The organism is Streptomyces sp. NPDC127129 (assembly GCF_042671585.1).
GTDB lineage: Bacteria > Actinomycetota > Actinomycetes > Streptomycetales > Streptomycetaceae > Streptomyces.
On record NZ_JBHXTV010000001.1, the window covers coordinates 218,463 to 236,887 of the forward strand.

An 18,425-nucleotide genomic window follows, 5' to 3' on the forward strand; every position below is an offset into this window, starting at 1 on the left:
CCGGCCGCATGAGATCAGTGCTGTTCCCGCCACCAGGCGTAGGTGGCGGCGATCCCGTCCGGCAGGGCGACGGCGGGCTTCCAGCCGAGTCCGGTCAGGCGGGACACGTCGAGGAGCTTGCGCGGGGTGCCGTCGGGCCTGCTCGTGTCCCAGGCGATCCGGCCCCGGTAGCCCGTCGCCCCGGCGACGGTCTCGGCCAGTTCCCGGATGGTGAGGTCCTCGCCGCAGCCGATGTTGACCGGCTCGTCGCCGTCGTAGCCGCGGAGCAGGACGGCGCAGGCGGCGGCGAGGTCGTCGACGTGCAGGAACTCACGGCGAGGGGTTCCCGAGCCCCAGAGCGTGATCTCCTCCCGCCCCTCCTCGCGGGCCTCGTGGAAGCGCCGGATCAGCGCGGGCAGGACGTGCGAGGTCTCCAGGTCGAAGTTGTCGCCGGGGCCGTAGAGATTGGTCGGCATCGCCGAGATGTACTGCGCGCCGTACTGCTTCCGGTACGCCTGGATCTGCACGATTCCGGCGATCTTGGCCAGCGCGTAGGCCTCGTTGGTGGGTTCGAGCGGGCCGGTCAGGAGCGCGTCCTCGCTGATGGGCTGGGGCGCGAGCCGGGGGTAGATGCAGGACGAGCCGAGGAAGAGCAGGCGCCGGACTCCGGCGGCGTGCGCACCGGCGACGACGGCGAGCTGGATCTGGAGGTTCTCCTCCAGGAACTGCACCGGATAGGTGCTGTTCGCCATGATCCCGCCGACCTTGGCGGCGGCGAGCACCACGGCGTCGGGGCGGGCCTCGGCGAGGAACGCGGCGGTCCGCGCCGCGTCCCTCAGGTCCAGCTCGGCGCGGGTCCGGGTGATCACCTCGTGTCCGTCGGCCGTGAGCCGGCGGGTGATCGCGGAGCCGACGAGGCCGCGGTGTCCCGCGACGAATATCCGGGCTCGCTCGGGCAGGTACGACGTCGATGCGCTCGGGGAGACGCTCGTCGGTTGAGTCATGGCCCGGATCATGCCAGGCCGCGCGGGACCGCAGTACACCAGATCCGGATTTTCTGCTCGGATCAGACCATTTCCGCAAGATACGGACCGGCTGGGGGCCGGCCCGCCAAGGAGGGGCACGACGCATGAGCAAGACCGCACTGATCAGTGGCGTCACCGGACAGGACGGCTCGTACCTGGCCGAGCTGCTGCTGTCCAAGGGCTACACCGTGCACGGCCTCGTCCGCCGCTCGTCCAGCTTCAACACCGAGCGGATCGACCACATCTACCAGGATCCGCAGCAGGTGAATCGTTCCTTCGTGCTGCACCACGCGGACCTCTCGGACGGTGTCGCCCTGGTGAACCTGCTCCGCGACATACGCCCCGACGAGGTCTACAACCTCGGCGCCCAGTCCCATGTGCGGGTCTCCTTCGACGCCCCGCTGTACACGGGTGATGTCACCGGGCTCGGCGCCCTGCGGCTCCTGGAGGCGATCCGGGCCAGCGGCGTCGACACCCGGATCTACCAGGCGTCCTCCTCCGAGATGTTCGGCGCGACCCCACCGCCCCAGAACGAGCAGACCCCGTTCCACCCGCGCAGCCCGTACGGCGCGGCCAAGGTCTTCGCCTACTGGACGACGGTCAACTACCGTGAGGCGTATGACATGTTCGCCGTGAACGGCGTGCTGTTCAACCACGAGTCGCCGCGCCGGGGCGAGACCTTCGTGACGCGCAAGGTGACCCGGGCCGTCGCCCGGATCAAGGCCGGACTTCAGGACCGGCTCTATCTCGGGAACCTCGACGCCGTACGCGACTGGGGGTACGCCCCCGAGTACGTCGACGCGATGTGGCGGATGCTCCAGCAGGACGAGCCGACCGACTACGTGGTGGCGACCGGAGTCGCCGCGACCGTACGGCAGTTCGTGGAGACGGCCTTCACCCACGTGGGGCTCGACTGGGCCGAGCACGTCCGCTACGACCCCAAGTACGAGCGTCCCAGCGAGGTGGACGCGCTGATCGGTGACGCGAGCAAGGCCCGGGACCTCCTTGGCTGGAAGCCCTCCGTACAGGTCGACGAGCTGGCGCGGATCATGGTCGACGCCGATGTCCGGCTGGTCGAGGCCCAGTTGGCCGGCGTGACGGTACGCATCGACCGTTGAGCTGCGACTTCCGGTCCTGCCGGAGGCCCGAGGGGCGGCTGCGTCCCGGGGTTCCACAGGGCCGGAAGCTACGGAATTGGTCAAGTTGGCTTGACCGACTGCCACTTCGTCATACAGTTCGCATTCATCAGATGGCAGTTGCACCACTTCACGCCACATTGACTGGGCTATGACGCCTGGGGGGAACATGCGTAGATCCTGGGGGCTTACCGCTGCCCTCGTCCTGACCGTCGCGGCCGGAGCCGGAGGCTCTCTGGCCCCGACGGCCGCGGCACTGACGCCGCCGGTGGCCTTCACCGCGGACGATCTGCCGACCTGGCAGACCAACGGTGTCGTCTGGGCGCTCGCCGAGGCGAACGACACCGTCTTCGTCGGCGGCACCTTCTCCGAGGTGCGCCCGCCCGACGGCGGCACCGGCACTCCGAGGAGCGCCGTCAACTTCGCCGCGATGGACGCGGCCACGGGCGCACCGACCGGCTGCGCCCTCTCCTTCACCGTCGGCAGCGGCACCGCGACCGTGCGGACCCTGGTGGTCTCGCCGGACAAGAAGACGCTGTACGCGGGTGGATACTTCGGCGCCGTCAACGGCACCCCGGTCTCCAGCCTCGCCGCGATCGACATCGCCACCTGCACACCGCGGGCGTCCTTCACCCCGAGCTTCCCCGCCACCGTGCGGGCGCTCGCCGTCACCGACACCACCATCTACGCGGCCGGTGACTTCGGGACCGTCGAGGGGCAGACGCGCGAGCGGTTCGCCGCCATCACCACCGCCGGCGCGCTGCTGCCGTTCACGGCCAACGCCGACGAGCCGGGCCGCGCCGTCGAGGTGACCCCGGACGGACAGAACGTCCTGCTCGGCGGTGACTTCTTCAGCGTCAACGGGTCCAACTCGCACGCGCTGGCCGTGGTGAACGCCACGAGCGGCGCCGTCACCAAGGCCTACCCCAACGGCTGGATCCCGTCGAACTCCGTCGTCAAGGACATCGAGACGGACGCCACGGGCTTCTACACCGGCAACGAGGGCACCGGCGGCGGTGTCTTCGACGGCCGGATCGCGCTGAACCTCTCGAACTTCGAGCAGCGCTGGCGTGACACCTGCCTGGGCGCCACCCAGGCCGTCCGCTCCTACGAGGGCGTGCTCTACAGCGCCTCGCACGCGCACGACTGCTCCAGCGTCGGCGAGTTCCCGGACGGGCGCCGCTACCACCTGCTCGCCCAGCCGACCACGTCGACCGGCAAGCTCGGCTGGTTCCCCGACACCAACGACGGCATCGGCGAGGGCATCGGTCCGCGCGCCTTCGCCATCTCGGGCACCGGAACCACCAAGTACATGTGGGTGGGCGGCGAGTTCACCACCACCAACGGAGCCCCTGCGCAGGGTCTGACCCGCTTCGCGTCCGGTCCCGACACCGGCGCGCCGACCGTCCCGGTCGCCAGCGCCGCCGCCGTCGGAACGAACGCGGTCCAGGTCCGCTGGCGCTCCAGCCTCGACCTGGACGACTCGACGCTGACGTACAAGGTCTACCGCAACGGTTCCGCGACTCCGGTCGCGACCGTCCAGGGAAGCTCGCTGCACTGGTCCCGCCCCCAGGTCTCCTTCAAGGACACCGGCGTGACCCCGGGCCAGACCTACAGCTACCGGGTGACCGCGGGCGACGCGGACGGCAACACCAGCGCCCTCTCCGCCACCTCGACGGTGACCGTGCCGACCTCGCCGGAGCCGTACGCCTCCAAGGTGATCGCCGACGGCGCCAAGCTGTACTGGCGCTTCGACGAGTCCACCACGCCGTACGCGGCCGACTCCTCCGACGGCGGCGACAACAGCGGTCTGTTCGTCAACGCCCCCGCGCTGCGCCAGACCCCGGGGGCCGTCTCCGGCGCCTCCACGGCCGTGGCGCTGAACGGTACGGACGAGCAGATCCACAGTGACCGGCGGCAGAGCGTCACCGGCGCCTTCACCGTCGAGACGTGGTTCAAGACGACCACGAACCGCGGTGGCAAGCTGATCGGCTTCGGCAACAACACGACGCGGAACAGCGGCAGTTACGACAAGCACCTGTACATGACGAACTTCGGCAACGTGGTGTTCGGCGTGTACACCGGCTCCACCCGAACACTCACCTCCCTCGGCTCGTACAACAACGGCCAGTGGCACCACGCCGTGGGCACCCAGGGCCCCGAGGGCATGAGGCTGTACATCGACGGACAGCTGGTCGGCTCCAACAACGTCACCACCAACCAGCAGTACGACGGCTACTGGCACGTCGGCGCGGACAACCTGTCCAGCTGGCCGCTGCGGCCGACGAGCACCTTCTTCGCCGGCCAGATCGACGAGGCCGCCGTCTACCCGTCGGCGCTCACCGGGACGCAGGTCTCCCAGCACTACAACCTGGCGAAGGCCCCGGCCGACACCGTCACCACCGTCACGGCGTCCGAGGACACCTACGCCAACGCCGGCGCGCCGAGCACCAACTACGGCACGTCCAGCTCGCTGGCGGTCCGCGGCACCTCGCCGTACGCGTCCTACCTCCGGTTCGCACTGCCGGCCGCTCCGGCGGGCACGGTCCTGAAGAGCGCCCGGCTCGCGGTGAAGACCACCACGATGACCGGCGCGGGCTCGGCCGACTCCCAGTCGGTCGTGCCGATCACGGGCTCGTGGGCCGAGGACACGCTGACGTACAACACCCGCCCGGCGCTCGACGCGAACCCGATCGGGACGCTCAGCGGCGCGGTGGACGGCTCGGCCGTCTACTCGGCCCCGCTGGACACCACGGCGGTCGCGGCGGCACTCGGCGGCTCGTACGGTCTGGCGCTGACCAGCACCGGTACGGACCCGCTGTGGCTCTGGTCGTCCGAGGCGGCGGCCGCGGAGGGCACTCCGCAGCTGGTGCTGACCTTCGGCGCTCCGTAACGGGTCGTCGTACCTCCATCACGGATGCGGGGCCCGTCACCCGGGCCCCGCATCCGACGTACCACGGGAGTTCCCTCATGCGTCGTCCTCTTCACCGGCGCCCGGCAGCGGCGGCGGCCGTGCTCGCCGCCGCGCTGCTCGCCCTGTCCGCCTGTTCCTCGCAGGACGAGGGCGCCGGCGCGGCGCCGAAGGCCGCGGGGCCCACGCGCTCGGCGGCCGTGCCCGACCGTCAGGCGGAGGCGGCGGAACCGGCCGGTCCCACCGCGTCCGCGACCAGGGGCCCGGTCGTGCCGGACTCCGCGCTCAAGCCGGTCACCGGCTCGTTCACGGAGAAGGAGAAGAAGTATCTGAGCGGGCGGGTGCCGGTGAACACGGACCCGGCCGCCGTCCTCCAGACCGGGCAGGAGTCCTGCCAGCGCCTGGAGCGCACCGCCAAGCGGGACAAGGACGCGGCCGTCGGCGCGATCGTCGCCGGGGACATCCCCGACGCCGAGGCCGTCGTGGAGCATCTCTGCCCCGCGCAGAAGCCACTGGTCACGACGGCGGGTACCGGCTTCCCCGACGGCACGCTCAAGAGCCCGAAGGCGGGCACGTACCGCGCTCTGACCACCGACCCCGCCTGTACCTGGCAGGCGGTCGGCGCGGACGGAAAGGTCCTCGCGTCGGGCCCCGCGACCGGCTCCGAGGGTCCTGTCCGCGCGAAGATCCCCTCGGGGACACGGGAGTTCACCTCCAGTGCCTGCTACGCCTGGCTGCCCGCGTAGCACCCGCAGGTACGAGAGAGCCCGGTGCGGTCGTCGTGGCCGGACCGGGCTCCTCCGTGCGCGGGCGGAGTCAGGATCCGCCCGTCGCCCTCCCGTAGACACCGAGCAGGGTGTCGAGGACCGCGTCCATCGAGAACGCCTCCGCCGCGAGCTTCCGGGCCGCCGCCGAGGCTGCGTCGTTCGCGCCGGGGTCCAGGAGCGCGCACACGGCCGGGGCCAGGGCTGCGGCGTCCGCGACCACCCGTCCTGCGCCTGCCTCCTCGACGTCCCGCGCGAGGCCGTTGGAGGTGGTGACGACGGCCGGGGTGCCGACCGACAGCGACTCCAGGACGGACATCGGGAACGGTTCGTCGACCGACGGCAGGACGTACACATGCGCCCGGCGCAGTTCGTCGAGCATCTGCCCGGACGTCAGCGGCCCCGGGCGGCTCACCCGGTCGGCGACCCCCAGCTCGGCGACGAGGGCGTCCACGGCGGCCCGCTCCCCCTCGTCCGGTCCGGCGAGGACGAACGTGGCGTCCGGGTGGTGGCGCAGGATCTCGGGGACGGCCGCGACGAAGTCCGTGGGCCGTTTACGGGACTGCAGCCGGGCCGCGTAGAGGATGCGGGGCGGGCCGGTGGGCGCCGGGCGCGGTTCCTGGGCCGGTACGCCGTTGACCAGGCGTACGGCCCCGGTGAGCGGGCCGCCGACGACCGCGTCGAGGTCCCGGCGCTCGCGGTCCGTCAGGTACAGCAGAGCGGAGGCCCGGCGCAGCACACGGCGGACGGCGACCGCGTCGAGGAGCTTGGCCAGCGGCTTGTCGCTGGGGTCGACCATGCCGTGCGTCTGGAGCACCAGCGGGCGGCCCGCCCGGAGCGCGGCGAGCGCCACGGGCAGGGTGACCAGATCGCGGGCGAGGTGCACATGGACCACGTCGGCGTCCCTGACGAGCGCGTGGGCCCCGGCGAGCAGCGCGGGCGAGGTGATCCCGCTGAAGCCCAGCGGAAGGATCGAACGGGCCTGGTAGAGCCGGGCCGGCACGCCCTCCACGTCGGTCGGGAGGGGGCCTGGAAAGCCGTCGCCGAGTGCGGTCAGCCGCGCCTGGTGGCCGCGCGCGGCGAGCCCGCGGCAGAGGTTCACGGCGACCCTCACCGGTCCGCCGAAGGCATGGGTGGGGCTGTGCAGAGTGACCGCGTGGAGGATCCTGAGGCCGCTCACGCGGGCACCGGAACCGGCCGGCGGCCGTCGGCCGTGTGGAGCGTCAGCTCGGGCAGATCCTTGTGGAGCGTCGTCCCGGCGGCGACGACCGCGTGCCGGCCGACCGTGACCCCGGCGAGGACGGTGGCGCGGGCCGCGACCCAGGCGCCGTCCTCCACGGCGATCGGGGCGTTGCGGTAGCGGAAGTCCGCGGCACGGTGGTCATGACTGCCGGTGCAGAGCAGCGCCTCCTGGGAGAGGCAGACATGGGCGCCGAGCGTGATGGGCTCCAGGTTGAGCAGCCAGGCGCCCTCGCCGATCCAGGTGTGGTCGCCGACGGTCAGCTTCCACGGCCACAGGATCCGTACCCGGTGCCGTATGAGCACGCCGTCGCCTATGGTCGCGCCGAAGGCCCGCAGCAGCGCGACCCGGAGCCGGGCCGGGCAGAACCAGGCCATGAAGACCGTGTTCATCACCGCGAACCAGAGGGCCTGCACGGCCCTGCCGCGGCCCTTGTCGTAGCCGGCCAGTGTGAAGGCCGGGAGATTCCGCATGAGTTCACCCCCACGGGTGCCTCCCCAGGCACCCGGCGTTCAGACTAACGGTTGACGCGAGGTGACAGGGGGGCGTCGGTAGACTGCCGCGAAGTGATGTTCCGGGGTGGGGACTTCGACGCCCGAGGGGCCGTGGCTCCGGGGAGTCCAGGGGGCGCGATGACGACCGATGTACGCGGTGCGAGAGCCCAGGCGCGTCCGGAGCCGTCGGCTCCCCCGCCGCTGCTGCTCGCCCCGGCCGTGTCACCGCGCACGCTGCTCTCCCGGGCCCTGTCGATCCCGCTCGTGCTCGGCTTCACGGTCTTCCTGCCGCTGCTGGTGGCGATCCAGCCCGGCGCGGGCGTGCACGACGCCGCGTACTACCTCCAGATCGCGCTGACCATGTACGCCGGGGCCCGGCTGTCGGCGATGATCCTCACGAGCCGGCGCAAGCTGCTCCAGGGCTCGTTCTGGCTCTTCGTCTACATGGCGATGGGAGTGGCGCCGCTCGCCCAGGCCGTCCTGGGCCGGGTGCCGACACCGGTGGTGGGCCCGCGCTCCGACCTGACGACGGCGGTCGCCCTGGTCCTGGTCGGCTGCGCCGCGTTCGACCTGGGGTCGCTGCTGGCCCGGGGCCGGCCGGGTGCGTCGCGGAAGGCGGAGGGCCGCCCGGCGCTGGTGCACCGGCGCCGGCTGTACCTCCTCGTGCTGCTGGCCTTCCTGTGCAGCGGTCTGTTCGTGGTCAAGCTGGGCGGTCCGGCGGTGTTCTTCTCCAGCCGGCAGGAGATCATCGCGGGGATCGAGGAGGCGGGCGTCTCGCAGGCCGACTCGCAGGCGGGGCAGGCGTTCCTGCGCGGCTTCGGCACGGTCCCCGCGCTCTTCGCGCTGCTCGTCTACAGCCGCTGGCTGGTCACCTCCCGGCGGGCCAGGCGCCGCCCCATGGTGCTCGCCGTCTTCGCGGCCCTGGTGGTGCTCAACTGCGTGGTGAACAACCCGATCTCGAACCCGCGCTACTGGTTCCTGACGGTGATGTTCTCCCTGCTGTTCACCGTCTTCCCGGTGAGCGCCGCGATGTACCGGTCCGCTCTCAGCCTGGGCGTGGTCATGGCGCTGATCGTCTTCCCGTTCTCCGACCGTTTCCGGTACGACGAGAAGAACTACCGTCCCGTCGAGACGACATCGGTCCTGGAGCCGCTGGCGCTCAAGGACTACGACCAGGTCGGCATGTTCGCCAACACCATCACGCTCGTGAACTCGGGCAGCCGGCACCGGTACGGACGTCAGCTGGCCGGGTCCGTGTTCTTCGCCGTGCCGCGTTCGGTCTGGGCGGGCAAGCCCCGCGACACGGGGGTGATGGTCGGCCAGTGGATGGGGACGGTGAACACCAATCTCTCCTCACCCGTCTGGGCCGAGCTGTGGATCGACTTCGGGGCCGTGGGGATGGCCGCCGGGATGACGGGGCTCGGCTACGCGGCCGCCCGGGTCGACGGACGGTTCGCCCGCCGGGGCAACCGCAGGGCGCCGCCCGGCAGTCTGATCTCGCTGGTGGTGCCGCTGGTGGCGGGCTACTCCTTCATCCTGCTGCGCGGCCCGCTGCTCCAGGCCTCGGGACGGGTGGCGATCGCACTGATCTGCGTCGCCCTGGTGATGACCTGGCGTCAGGACAAGGGCGCGGCGCTGCGCTGATCCTCCTGGCGCGGCGCGGCGGGCTCGGGGCGCGTACGCGCCACCCGGGTCCACGCGGCGAGGGCCTTCAGGGCGGAGCCGGCGGCGAGGCCCCAGGCCGCGCCCGCGGCGCCGCCGAGGCCGTACCCGGCGAGCATCAGGGCGACGGCGAGCAGGGAGAAGACCACCTGCACGGAGAGCGTGGCGCGCGGACTGAGGACGCGGAGGGTGACCAGGGCGCAGGTGCCGGCCGCCATCACGGCGTACTGGCTGCCGGTCGCGGGCAGCAGGGCGGCCGTGGACTGCCAGGTGGCTCCGAGGAGTTGGCGGCCGACATGGCCGGGCAGCGTGTACAGCACGCCGGCCCAGCCGAGCGCGACGAGCGCGAGGACGGCGGCGAGCCCGGCGGCGGCCCGTACCGTCGCACGCCGGCCGCCGGCCCTGCCGAGCAGCGGCGGGCCGAAGGCGTTGACGGAGGTGAACAGCGTGTTGAGCGGGCCGAAGAGGGTGGTCGCGCCGCGCAGGGCGCCGACGACGAGGGGGCTCGCGAGGAGTCCGAGGCCGAGGACGGCGAGCTGGCTGGAGGCGCTGCCGACGGCGAATTCGACGACGAAGCGCCGGCCGAGGTGGTCCTTGCTCAGGTGGCGGCGGAGGGACCAGGGCTGCCTGCGGACGTACGGGTGGAGCAGGGCCAGGCCGAGGAGGGCGGCGGGCAGCGCCGACAGGCCCCAGACGAGGACGAGGCGTGCGGGTGAGCTGCCGTGCGGCTGGAGCAGCAGGGCCGGTACGGCGCAGGCGAGCCGGAGCAGGTCGGCGGCGAGGGCCCGGTGGGGCTGCCGCAGGGCGGAGAAGCCGTAGCGCAGTCCGTCCTGGACGAGGACGACCGGGAGGACCGCGCCGAGGGCGAGGACGGCGAGCCCGGTTCCCCCGCCGATGACGGCGCCGGCCGCGAGGAGCAGGACCCCGGCCGCCGTGGAGGCGGCCGCGGTGAAGGCGACGGCCGAGCGGACCGCCGCGCCGATCTCGTGGTCCTCGCCCTTCTCCAGGACGACGCTCTGCCCGACGAAGGCGGCCCCCAGGCCGAGGAGCACGGTGAAGACGATGTACACCATGGAGAAGGCGGCGAAGCCGTCGGCGCTGGAGGCGCGTGCCGCGATCACCAGGACGGCGATGTTGGTGAGACTGGCCGCCGCTTGGTCGAGGACCGAGGCGGCGACGGCGGCGGCACGTCTCAACGGTCGCCCGCGTGGATGTCGCCGGTCCGCAGGTCCTGCGCACGCAGGGCGCGCAGGGCGACGGTGTCGGAGCCGTCGCCGACGAGGATCTGCTCGGGTTCGGCGGCGAACTCCTCGGTCCCGGCGGGCGCGGCCGCCGGGGCGGCCCGGCCGCTCCGGCCGCCGCCCGCCCCGCGGCGGGCGGCCTGCTGCTTGGTGGCCCGGAGCCGGCGGCGGCCCGGGGTGTACACGACGGCGCCGAGGACCGTACCGCCGGCACCTCCTATCAGTTCGCGGATGCGCTGGAGGTCCGTACGGTGGACGGCCCGCGGGTCGCAGACGATGAGGACGCCGTCGACGCGGTCGACGAGCGCGAGCGCGTCGGCGTAGTTGAGGACGGGCGGGGCGAGGACGACGACGGTGGAGTTGGGCGAGTCGGCCTCGGCGATCAGCCGGGAGACCCGGGGGCCGGTCAGGGCGCGCGCCACGTTCCGTACCCGCTCGCCCGGCACCAGACCGAAGGAGCCCGACTCCCCCGCGTCGACGGTGAGTTGGCGCCGTCGGGGCCAGTCGCTCTCCTCGCCCTCCGGCGGGTTGCTCCAGCGCGGCGCGGCGGCCGCGTGGGCGCGCAGCCGCCCGGCGAGGGTCGGGGTGCGCAGGTCGGCCTCGATGAGGAGGACGTCCTTGCCGGTCTCGGCGAAGGAGGCCGCGAGATGGGAGGCGACGGCGACGGCGGCCTCGTTGGAGCCGCGCGGGGCGACGACGAGGAGGCGTCGCCGGTCGGCGAACCGCTGGTCGTAGGCGAGCCGGAAGGCGACGGAGCGGTACTCCTCGGCGACGCGGGCGTCGGTGTGGTCCTCGGCGAGGAGGACGTCGGTGGCTCCGCGGGGCAGGGTGCCGAGGACGGGGGCGCGTACGGCGCGGGCGACGTCGCCGGGCGAGCGCGGCGCGGGGTCGAAGACGAGACGGACCCAGGCGGCGAGCAGTCCGAGCGCCACGCCGACGAGGGCGCCGAGGCCGAGGCTCATGGGCAGGCCCGGGCCGTCGGAGTAGCCGGGGGCGGTGGCGACGCGGATGACGGTGCCCGGCGACATGTCGAGCGACTTGAGCTGGGAGATCCGGCCGTCGAGTTCGTTGATGCGGTTGAGGAGGTTGGTCTTGACGCCGTACTCGGCATCCCGGGCCGCCCCGTCGGGCATCCGGTCGAGTTCCTTGATCTTCTGGTCGTGCTTCTTGGCCACCTCGTCGAGCTGCTTCTGCTGTCCGTCGAGCATGGTGGCCCGCAGGTCGGTCCACTGCTTCTTGCGCAGGTCGAGGTAGGCCTGGGTGACCGCGTTGGCCCGGTCGGCGGCGGCCTGGGGCGTGTCGGCCGTGTAGGTGAACTGGAGCACCTGGCTCTGCGGCGGGTTGGTGACCTGCAGGTCCTTCTGCAGCTTGCCGATGGTGCCGGTCCAGCCGAGCTTCTTCGCGGCCTGCCCGGCGACGCTGCTACTGAGCGCGGTCTGGCGCTCGGACCCCATGTTGAGGGTCTTCTCCTGCGAAATGCTGGGGTTGAAGGGGTCGTTGACGGGGGCCCGGAGCACGACCTGGCTGGTGGCCACGTAGGTGTCCGCGTTGGACATCCCGAACCAGACGCCGCCGAGCAGACCGGTCCCGATGCCGGCGGCGATGATCGCGCGGTAGCGCAGGAGCTGGCGGAACTGGTCGCGCAGCAGCTCCGGTTCGTCGTCCTCCACCGCGGTGACGTGCGATTGTGTCACGTGCTCGGACCCCCCAGAGCCTCTTCGATCAGTGCGTCGATCCGGGCGAGCCCGGCCGCCCGCGTCAGATGGGCCTCGACATGGCGGGGCCCCTGGGCGCCGAGCGCTTCGGCGGCCGCCGGATCGTCGCCGATTCTACGGATCTCGGCGAGCAGCGCGTCGGGATCTTCCGGAGGTACGAGGACGCCGGCACCGGAGCGCAGCACCTCCTGAGCGGTGCCGCCCCCGGCGGCCACGGAGGCGACGACAGGGCGTCCGGCGGCGAAGTACGAGGTCAGCTTGGACGGCACGCTCATGTCGAGGACCGAGGCCCGCTGGGTGACGGCGAGGACGTCGGCCGCGGCGAGGGTGTCGGGGAACGCGTCGTCGTCGACGGGCTCCATGAACTCCAGGTTGGGGACTCCGGCGCCCAACTCCTCGAGGTGGTCGCGCTGGTTGCCGTCTCCCAGGAGCACGACCCTGATCTTCGGGTCGCGCCGGGCCGCTTCGACGAGCACCTCGAGCCCCTGCTTGAGTCCCATGTTGCCGGAGTGCAGGACGACGGTCTCGCCCTCACCCCAGCCGAGCCGCTGGCGGGTCTCGGCACGGGGAGCCGAAGGGCGCGTCACATGGGACCAGTTGGGTACGAGCCGTATGCGGCCGCGGTCGACACCCATGGCGGCGACCTTGTCGACGAACGTCTCGTGGATGACGCCCACGAGGGCGGCGCGGCGGACGGCGTACGTCTCGGCCCGGGCGGCGAGCGCGGCAGCGCGGTCTCCTCCGGCGATGCCGCTCTGCGCGGCCGCGGCGCCCATCAGGTCCTGGACGACGGGAACGTACGGAACGCGCCAACGGGCGGCGAGCCGGGCGCCGATGATGCCGCCGGCGAGGCTGGGCATCTGGGCGAGGACCGCATGGGGCCGGGCCATCGTGGGCGGTGCGGCGAGTCCGTGGGCGAGCACGCTGGCTTCGAACGCGGCGCGCTTCAGCGCGGTTTGGCGGGGCGGGACGGTGTGGCGCCGGCGGTGGACGACGACTCCGGCGCGCTCCTCCGTACGGCGCCAGGCCTTGGCGTAGGCCGGGTCGAGGGACCAGGAGGGGTAGTGCGGCATTCCGGCGAGGACATGGGTCTCGTGACCGCTCGCCGCCCAGTGTTCGGCTATCTGTGTCGCGTACGGACCTATTCCGGCATGCTCGGGTGCGTAGTTGGTGGACACCATCAGCAGGCGCCTGCGCCCCTGCGGTGTGCCCGAGCCGCTGTTCCCCGCCGTCCGATCCCCCACGCGACCGCCCCTCTCCCCCTGACGCGAACCGGTCATCACCCTAGTCGTTCACCCACTCTCAACGGAACGTGCACGCTATCGTCGAAACTCCTTCGCGCTGGGGAGCGCGAACGCACCTGGGGGGTTTCGTACATGACCGCAGGAAGGCCGTACCGCGTCGGCTACGCGCCGGGGGCCTACGACCTCTTTCACATCGGGCACCTCAACATCCTCCGGCACGCGCGCAGCCAGTGCGACTACCTGGTGGCGGGTGTGGTATCGGACGAGATGGCCGAGCTGGCCAAGGGCAGGCGGCCGGTGATTCCGCTGGTCGAGCGGCTGGAGATCGTACGGAATGTGAAGTACGTCGACGCGGCGTTCGTGGAGACGGTCCCGGACAAGCTGGAGACCTGGAAGCAGGTCCGGTTCGACGTGCTGTTCAAGGGCGACGACTGGCGCGGCACGCCCAAGGGGGACCGGCTGGAGCGGGACTTCGCCGGGGTGGGGGTGGAGATCGTCTACTTCCCGTACACGATGCACACCTCCAGCACGCAGCTCCGGCGCGCGCTCGACCTCCTGACGCAGGAGGCCGAGCCGGGCACCACCGGGGCCGCCGGTCTCGGCAGCGGCGCGGGCGGCATCGGCGGGGTCAGCGAGGGGCTGCGCTGAGTTCGCGGAACCACTTGGTGAGGAAGGCGAGGAGGAACACCGCGCTCGCGGCGCCGAGCGCGGTATAGCCCCAGCGGAAGAACGATCCACCACCGAGGAGCAGGAAGACCAGGCAGAAGACGCCGTGGTCGACGGGGAGCAGAGCCACCGCGCGCAGGGTGGAGGGCTGCGGTGCGGAACTCCCCGGCGCCGGACGGGGCTTGAGCTTCTCGGTCAGCAGTCCGCCGAAGAAGGTCACCACGGCGGCGAGCTGGAACCCGAGCGGGACCAGGAGCCAGCCGTCGGCCTCCGTCCCGAAGTGCCCGGGGTGACGGTAGAAGGCGATCAGTACCGCGGTGTGCAGCGCGGTGATCTTCGCGCAGTCCACGACGTGGTCGAGCCACTCCCCCGCCGGGCTGCCACCACCCCGCAGCCGTGCGAGCTGCCCGTCGGCGGAGTCGAAGGCGAAGCCGACCGCGAGACCGAGCCAGACCATTAGCCCGAGCGCCCAGGACGGGCCGCCGAGGGCCGTTCCGGCGACGGCTGCGAAGCTGAACAGAGCACTGATCAGGGTGACCTGATTGGGCGTCAGTCCTGCTGCGTGCGAACCGGCCGCCAGGAGGCGCCCCACCGGGCGGTTGACGAACCGCGAGTAGAGCGAGACCCCCTTCGCCGACTTCTGGGCGGACTTCAGCTCGGCCAGCGCGGTCCCGAACGTTCCCACGAACCCCCCCGGGTCTGTGTGCGAGTTTCGTACTTTCGTACGTGATGGCGCACATCATCGCATCACCGGGGGGTTCGTGGTGGCCCGACTAGGCCTCCACCGCATCCGCGTGGCGGTTCTCCTTGATCGTGATCCGGCCCTTGCGGATCGTCGCGAGGCGTGGGGCCCGGCGGGCGATGGCGCTGTCGTGGGTGACCATCACGAACGTCAGCCCGTGCTCCTTCCAGAGCCCTTCGAGCAGCTCCACGATCTCGTCGCGCATCGACTCGTCGAGGTTGCCGGTCGGCTCGTCGGCGAGGAGCACCTTGGGCCGCTTCACCAGGGCGCGGGCGATCGCGACGCGCTGCTGCTGTCCGCCCGACAGTTCGGACGGCACGTGCCCCCGGCGCTCGCCGAGGCCCACGGCCTCCAGCGCCTCCGCCGCCATGGCGCGCCGCTCACCGGTCCTGATGCCCATCGGGACGAGCGCGGTCTCCACGTTCTCCTGCGCGGTGAGGGTGGGGATGAGGTTGAAGGACTGGAAGACGAAGCCGATGTTCTGGCTCCGTACGGCCGTCAGCCGGCTCTCCGGAAGTCTGGCCAGATCGACACCGTCGAGCATCACGCTGCCCGCGGTCGGCCGGTCGAGACCGCCGAGCATCTGGAGCAGTGTGGACTTGCCGCCGCCGGTGGGGCCCTGGATGACCAGGCGGTCGCCCTCCCTGATGGTGAGATCGATCCCGGCGAGGGCGTCGACTCTCTTCTGGCCCGTGCGGTACTGCTTGGTGACGCCTGTGAGTTCGTACATGGTGCAACTCCTGCGATACGGGAAGGGGTTGGGGCTACCGCTACTCGACGCGGCGCAGCGCGTCCGCCGGGCGCAGGCGCGAGGCGCGCCAGGCGCCGAAGCCGCCCGCGACCAGACCGCCGCCGAGGGCGAGGAGGACGGCGAGGCCGACGGTGGTGAGGCTCACGGGCGCGGTGAGGGCGATGTCGAGGGTGTTGCCCGCGCCGCCGCCGTCCCGGGCCGCGCCCATGCCGGGGCCGCCACCGAGCATCCGGCCGCCGCCGGGACCGCCGGCCGTCAGCGCGCCGCCGCCGAGCTCGGCCGTGAGGGTGGGGCTGACGGCGGTGACGAGGTACGCGCCGGCGAGGCCCACGACGATGCCGAGAGCGCCTCCGATGATTCCGTTGACCAGCGCCTCGCCCATCACCTGCCGGGTGACCCGGCCGCTCTTCCAGCCGAGCGCCTTGAGGGTGCCGAACTCGCGCACCCGGCGGCTGACGGCCGAGGAGGTGAGCAGCCCCGCGACGAGAACGGCGGCGACGAGAACGGCGTACGAGAGCCACTTGCCCACGTTGGTCGCCAGGTCGGCCGCGGTGTCGAGGGAGCCGGAGACCGTCTCGGCGAGATCGGCGGAGGTGGTGACCGTGGTGCCGGTGACGTTCTGCTGGATGGCGGCCTTGACGGCTTCGATCCTCGTCGAGTCGGTCGCCTTCACATAGACGGTGGTGATCTTGTCCTTGGAGTCGGAGAGCGTCTGCGCCTTCGTGAGCGGCAGGTAGACCTGGGCTGCGGCCTGGCCGCTGTCCGCGGTGGCGATGCCGACGACCTCGAACTTCACGCCCTTGACCGTGAGCGTCTCGCCGACGTCGAGGCCCTCCTGCTTGGCGTAGGCGCTGTCGATCACGACGACGGCGGCGTCGGTCTCGGTGGCCTTGAAGGTACGGCCCTTGGTGAGGGTGGAGGTGGTGAGGGGTCCGAGGTCGGGGGCGGTGACGTCGGTGCCGTAGAGGGTGAAGGAGTTGACGTCGAAGGCGGCGCCACCGCCTTCGACACGGCCCCCGCCGCCGTTGCCGCCTCCGTTGCCGTTGCCGCCGCCCGGGGTGCCGGGCTGGGCGGGCTGGGCCTGCTTGAACTCGCCGCGCTTGAACTCGCCGTCGATCTTGAGGTTGACGAGGCTCAGCCCGCCGACGGCCTGGGCGACGCCGGCCTGCTTCGCGACCGTGGCGGAGGTGGAGGCGGGCAGGGTCTGGTATCCCTGGACCATCAGCCGGTCGCTGCTCTGCTCCTCGCCGTCCTCGCCGGCGTCGAACTCGAACCGCGGCCGCTGCGCCTGCCCGCCGGACTGGGGCTCTTCACGGGCCTTGGTGACGGTCAGATCGGTGCCGAGCCCGTAGAGGGACTCCAGGACCCGGGTCTGGGCCTGCTTCATGCCGGAGGCCACGGAGTTGACGACGATGACCAACGCGATCCCGAGCGCCAGCCCGGAGGCGACGACGAGCGCCGCCTTTCTGCGACGGCGCAGCTCGCGCCGGAGGTAGGTGAAGAACATGGGCGCGAAGCTAGGCGCGCGCGGTGATGGCTGAATAAGGCCCACGTGAGAGTGGGATGAGAGTCGGAGGTGCGGCCCGGGTCAGGGGCTCAGGGCTGGTGGGCGAGGGGGTCGGCCAGGACGTGGCGGATGACGAACGCGGCCGCTCCGCGCGACGCCGGGCTCGCGGAGGAGGCCGCACGCAGGCGGCCCACCGGGCTCGCGGAGGAGGCGGCGCGGAGGCGGCCCGCCCCCGGCGTCCAGAGGCCGGAGACGACACGGCGAGCGAGTTCGGCGTCGACGGCCGGTCCGAGACGGGGCATCAGACGCGGGTAGATGCCGCCGAGGACGACGGCCTCCGGGTCGAGCAGGTTCACCGCTCCGGAGAGCGCGAGACCGAGCATCCGCCCGGCCTCCTCGACTGCGGCCACCGCTCGCGGTTCACCCGCGTCGGCCCGGCGCGACAGCTCCTCCACGTCGGCCGCGCCCGCCGACCGCAGCAGCGCCGTCTGTCCCGCGTACTGCTCGAGGCAGCCGCGCGAGCCGCAGCGGCACAGTCGGCCGTCGGCGTCCACGGGCAGATGGCCGATCTCGCCCGCGAAGCCGTGCGCGCCGCGGAGCAGTTCGCCGTCCACGACGATCGCCCCGCCCACGCCGATCTCGCCGGTGAGGTAGAGGAAGCTCCGCACGTCCCCGAGGGCGCCGAACCACAGCTCGGCCAGCGCCGCCGCGTTCGCCTCGTTGTCCGATGCGACCGGCAGCTCGGGCGGCAAGCGGTGCTGCGCGAGCAGCGCGGCGCCGAACAGCCGGTCGGCCTCCACACGGTTCCAGCCGAGGTTCGGTGCCTGGCGGACGGTTCCCGACGAGACCAGGCCCGGCAGCGCGAGCCGTACCCCGGCCGGGCGCAGCTCCAGCTCCGCCGCGCTCCGCAGCGCGCCCGCCGCGATCCCGGCGGCGCGTGCGAGGACGTCGTCCGGGTCGGCTGCGCGGTTGTCGAGGGGTTCGGTGACGCGGACCCGGTCGGCTCCCGCGAGGTCGACGACGCAGACGGACACGTAGTCGACGTTGATCTCGACCCCGAGCCCGGCCGGACCGGTGCCGGCCGCCTTCAGGACCGTTCCCGGCCTCCCGGCCTGTCCGCTGAAGGTCTTGCCGGACTCGACCAGGAAGCCCTGCTCCAGGAGCTGTTCGACGAGGGAGGAGACGGCGGCACGGGTGAGCCCCACGCGCGCGGCGACGGCCGCGCGGGTCGTCTCGCCGGCCTCGTGGACGGTCCGCAGGACGAGGCTGAGGTTGTGCCGCCGCACGCTGGCCTTGTCGGCCTTGGGCTCCCGGGGCCGCGCTTCCACCCGCGCCCGCTCCTCTCCCG

15 protein-coding genes are annotated in these 18,425 nt (G+C 72.3%); 5 read left to right on the top strand and 10 right to left on the bottom strand.

Annotation, left to right across the window (positions count from 1 at the left end; genetic code table 11):
• Positions 1-14: 14 nt before the first annotated feature.
• A complete protein-coding gene (locus ACFVGW_RS00920; RefSeq protein WP_385850192.1) occupies positions 15-983 on the bottom strand; it encodes a GDP-L-fucose synthase family protein in 969 nt (322 codons plus the stop codon).
• A 125-nt stretch (positions 984-1,108) separates the two neighbouring features.
• On the opposite strand from ACFVGW_RS00920, the gene gmd reads away from it, so the two are divergent.
• The 3 genes from gmd to ACFVGW_RS00935 all read left to right on the top strand — a co-directional run bounded on the left by gmd (position 1,109) and on the right by ACFVGW_RS00935 (position 5,797).
• Positions 1,109-2,122, top strand: coding sequence for a GDP-mannose 4,6-dehydratase (gene gmd, locus ACFVGW_RS00925; protein ID WP_385850193.1), 1,014 nt, complete (start codon positions 1,109-1,111; stop codon positions 2,120-2,122).
• Positions 2,123-2,309: 187 nt separating this feature from the next.
• A complete protein-coding gene (locus tag ACFVGW_RS00930; protein WP_385850194.1) occupies positions 2,310-5,033 on the top strand; it encodes a DNRLRE domain-containing protein in 2,724 nt (907 codons plus the stop codon).
• A gap of 77 nt (positions 5,034-5,110) precedes the next feature.
• A complete protein-coding gene (locus ACFVGW_RS00935) occupies positions 5,111-5,797 on the top strand; it encodes a hypothetical protein (RefSeq protein ID WP_385850195.1) in 687 nt (228 codons plus the stop codon).
• A gap of 70 nt (positions 5,798-5,867) precedes the next feature.
• Here ACFVGW_RS00935 and ACFVGW_RS00940 read toward each other — a convergent pair whose 3' ends face one another.
• Together ACFVGW_RS00940 and ACFVGW_RS00945 are read right to left on the bottom strand one after the other, a co-directional pair.
• Positions 5,868-6,995: a glycosyltransferase gene (locus ACFVGW_RS00940; protein ID WP_385850196.1), complete on the bottom strand. Its 1,128-nt coding sequence runs from the start codon at positions 6,993-6,995 to the stop codon at positions 5,868-5,870.
• Entirely contained in the window at positions 6,992-7,528 is a 537-nt protein-coding gene (locus tag ACFVGW_RS00945; RefSeq protein ID WP_352189363.1) for a WcaF family extracellular polysaccharide biosynthesis acetyltransferase, read from the bottom strand. The genes ACFVGW_RS00940 and ACFVGW_RS00945 overlap by 4 nt, the downstream gene beginning before the upstream one ends.
• A 159-nt stretch (positions 7,529-7,687) precedes the next feature.
• On the opposite strand from ACFVGW_RS00945, the gene ACFVGW_RS00950 reads away from it, so the two are divergent.
• Entirely contained in the window at positions 7,688-9,193 is a 1,506-nt protein-coding gene (locus ACFVGW_RS00950; RefSeq protein ID WP_383220297.1) for a hypothetical protein, read from the top strand.
• Here ACFVGW_RS00950 and ACFVGW_RS00955 read toward each other — a convergent pair.
• Genes ACFVGW_RS00955 through ACFVGW_RS00965 form a run of 3 tightly spaced genes read right to left on the bottom strand, consistent with a single transcriptional unit; the run spans position 9,166 to position 13,348 of the window.
• On the bottom strand, positions 9,166-10,407 hold the full coding sequence (locus tag ACFVGW_RS00955; RefSeq protein WP_385850197.1) for a hypothetical protein: 1,242 nt from the start codon (positions 10,405-10,407) through the stop codon (positions 9,166-9,168). The genes ACFVGW_RS00950 and ACFVGW_RS00955 overlap by 28 nt on opposite strands.
• Positions 10,404-12,146: a lipopolysaccharide biosynthesis protein gene (locus ACFVGW_RS00960; RefSeq protein ID WP_385850198.1), complete on the bottom strand. Its 1,743-nt coding sequence runs from the start codon at positions 12,144-12,146 to the stop codon at positions 10,404-10,406. Before ACFVGW_RS00960 ends, ACFVGW_RS00955 begins: the two co-directional genes overlap by 4 nt.
• Positions 12,143-13,348 carry a glycosyltransferase family 4 protein gene (locus tag ACFVGW_RS00965; RefSeq protein ID WP_385850542.1) on the bottom strand — a complete coding sequence of 402 codons (1,206 nt, stop codon included), beginning with the start codon at positions 13,346-13,348 and terminating at the stop codon, positions 12,143-12,145. Before ACFVGW_RS00965 ends, ACFVGW_RS00960 begins: the two co-directional genes overlap by 4 nt.
• 195 nt (positions 13,349-13,543) lie before the next feature.
• Here ACFVGW_RS00965 and ACFVGW_RS00970 point away from each other — a divergent pair, with 195 nt between their 5' ends.
• Complete coding sequence (locus tag ACFVGW_RS00970; protein ID WP_385850199.1) at positions 13,544-14,059, top strand: adenylyltransferase/cytidyltransferase family protein; 516 nt, start codon at positions 13,544-13,546, stop codon at positions 14,057-14,059.
• On the opposite strand, the gene ACFVGW_RS00975 is transcribed toward ACFVGW_RS00970, so the two are convergent.
• From ACFVGW_RS00975 to ACFVGW_RS00990, 4 genes are all read right to left on the bottom strand, one after another.
• Positions 14,040-14,762: a CDP-alcohol phosphatidyltransferase family protein gene (locus tag ACFVGW_RS00975; RefSeq protein WP_385850200.1), complete on the bottom strand. Its 723-nt coding sequence runs from the start codon at positions 14,760-14,762 to the stop codon at positions 14,040-14,042. The two genes, ACFVGW_RS00970 and ACFVGW_RS00975, sit on opposite strands and share 20 nt — an antisense overlap.
• Positions 14,763-14,850: 88 nt before the next feature.
• Positions 14,851-15,549 (bottom strand): ABC transporter ATP-binding protein, encoded by a 699-nt coding sequence (locus ACFVGW_RS00980; RefSeq protein ID WP_385850201.1) that lies wholly within the window; start codon positions 15,547-15,549, stop codon positions 14,851-14,853.
• Positions 15,550-15,589: 40 nt separating this feature from the next.
• On the bottom strand, positions 15,590-17,077 hold the full coding sequence (locus ACFVGW_RS00985) for an ABC transporter permease (RefSeq protein ID WP_385850202.1): 1,488 nt from the start codon (positions 17,075-17,077) through the stop codon (positions 15,590-15,592).
• Positions 17,078-17,166: 89 nt separating this feature from the next.
• A complete protein-coding gene (locus tag ACFVGW_RS00990) occupies positions 17,167-18,405 on the bottom strand; it encodes an ROK family protein (RefSeq protein WP_385850203.1) in 1,239 nt (412 codons plus the stop codon).
• Positions 18,406-18,425 lie beyond the last annotated feature (20 nt).